At 73.0% G+C, this 1,733-nt stretch carries 3 protein-coding genes; 2 read left to right on the top strand and 1 reads right to left on the bottom strand.

Going from position 1 to position 1,733, the window contains the following annotated elements:
* A partial coding sequence (locus ACFQ3T_RS36395) for a radical SAM protein (RefSeq protein ID WP_380730683.1) occupies positions 1 to 959 on the bottom strand: 959 nt, incomplete at its 3' end.
* A 190-nt stretch (positions 960 to 1,149) separates the two neighbouring features.
* Between ACFQ3T_RS36395 and fxsA the strand changes: the two genes are divergently transcribed.
* Positions 1,150 to 1,317 (top strand): FxSxx-COOH cyclophane-containing RiPP peptide, encoded by a 168-nt coding sequence (gene fxsA / locus ACFQ3T_RS36400; protein WP_380730685.1) that lies wholly within the window; start codon positions 1,150 to 1,152, stop codon positions 1,315 to 1,317.
* A 133-nt stretch (positions 1,318 to 1,450) separates the two neighbouring features.
* The coding region (locus ACFQ3T_RS36405) for a ParA family protein (RefSeq protein ID WP_380730687.1) at positions 1,451 to 1,733 on the top strand (283 nt) is incomplete at its 3' end.

The raw sequence follows: 1,733 nt of genomic DNA on the forward strand, positions 1-1,733 counted from the left end.
CACGCCGCCGACAGACCGGCCAGCCCGGCGCGCCCGGCCCGCACGTCGGGCAGGTCCAGCGCCGCGTCGAACGGGTCGCGCGCCACGTGCAGCCCGGTCGCCGACGCGGCCGGGGAGGAGGACGCGAGGATGTCCGACGCCTCGATCGTCCCGTCGGTCTCCACCACCACCTGGCCGGACGGGCTCAGGCCGAGCCCCTCGACCCCGGAACGCCCGCCCAGCAACAACGACAGCAGCTCGTCGAACAGCCGCACGCGCGTCCGCGGCCGGTCGTACCAGCGGTCGAACACGGCGATCAGCCAGTCCGCGTACGGCGTCGCGGGATCGCCGGCGGCACGTCCCGGCGGCGGCGTGGACCAGTTGCCGTGCGGCAGCAGGAAATCCACCGCGGGCGGCGCGAATTCCAGCAACGACTCATAGGTGCGCACGGGGTCGTTGTCGACATCCACCACGCACAGCAGACCGCCGTACACGGCGGGGAACTCGCGCAACGACTCCAAAGCCCCGCGCACCGCCGCCCAACTCCCGGAACCGTTCGGCCGCACGCGGTGCCGGTCGTGCGCTTCCGGGGTGCCGTCCACGCTCACGCCGACCCGCACGCCGAGCGCGTCGAACGACCGCAGGAATTCGCGGTCGAGCACAGTCCCGTTCGTCTGCACGGTGAACCGCACTTCGGCGGGCACGACGGCGCGGAACCGCGTGACCAGCGATTCGATCGCGCGCCGTCCCGCGAGCAGCGGTTCACCGCCGTGCAGCACCACTTCCACCTCGCGCAACCCGTGATCGCGCACGTGTTCCGCCACCCGTTCGGCGGTGTGCGCGACGATCCCGGGCGACATCGCGCGCGGCCGGGAACGCCAGCGCTGGTCGGCGAGTTCGTAGACGTAGCAGTAGTCGCAGGCCAGGTTGCACCGGCCGTGCACCTTCAGCACGAACTGGCGGAACGGCAGCGCTTTCATGAATCCCCCGATTTCCGGCCACCCCGACAAGCAATCAAACACAGCCCGCCGCCGGCTGCCTCCGCCAATCGGAGGATTCCCGTCCGTGACCGTTGTCGTTCACTACCATGGGAACTGCGCCGTCGGCGGAGCCGGCGACCGGCGTGGTGCTGAGAAACCCGCAGCAGTGCGGGAAGGGGGTGTGCCGGACATGGCCGAGGAACCCGTTCTGGAGTCGGACCTGCTGGACGTCACCGGTGTCGACCTGGCGGTGCTGGCCGAGTTGCCGGACACCGCGCTGCGCGCCGCGCTGTGCCGGGTGCTCGCGGAGAACGACGCGCTGCCCGACCGGTTCGCCGCTTTCGAGAGTTCCCTGTGACGGCGCGCGCGATCGGCCGCACCGCGCGGGACGCCGCGGCGCGCGGGGCCATTCGGGTGAAACGCGGCTGACTCGCGGGCGTGCGGCCCGAGATCCCGGTATTCCCAAGTTCCCCGCCGCCCTGGAGCAGCAGATGACCACCCCGCGCACCACCCCGGCCCACACCGGGGTCACCGCCTTCCTGTCGGCGACCGGCGGCACCGGTCGCACCAGCGCGGTGGCGAACCTGGCCTGGGTGCTGGCCTCCGCCGGGCAGCGCGTCCTGGTGGTGGACTGGGGCTCCGAGGTGCCGCGGGTGCGCGAGTACCTGGAGCCGTTCCTGGTCGCCCGGCTCGGCGTGCCGGACGCGCTCGGCCGCCGCCTGGTGGCCGCCTACCGCCGGCGCCAGGCGGGCGACGACGACCCGTCGCCCGCGG

It is taken from the genome of Saccharothrix hoggarensis, assembly GCF_042678885.1.
Lineage (GTDB): Bacteria > Actinomycetota > Actinomycetes > Mycobacteriales > Pseudonocardiaceae > Actinosynnema > Actinosynnema hoggarensis.

What these genes read in the sequence shown, in the direction of transcription:
- fxsA (WP_380730685.1), top strand. Translation starts at nt 1,150, where the DNA reads ATGGCCGAGGAACCCGTTCTGGAGTCGGACCTGCTGGACGTCACCGGT.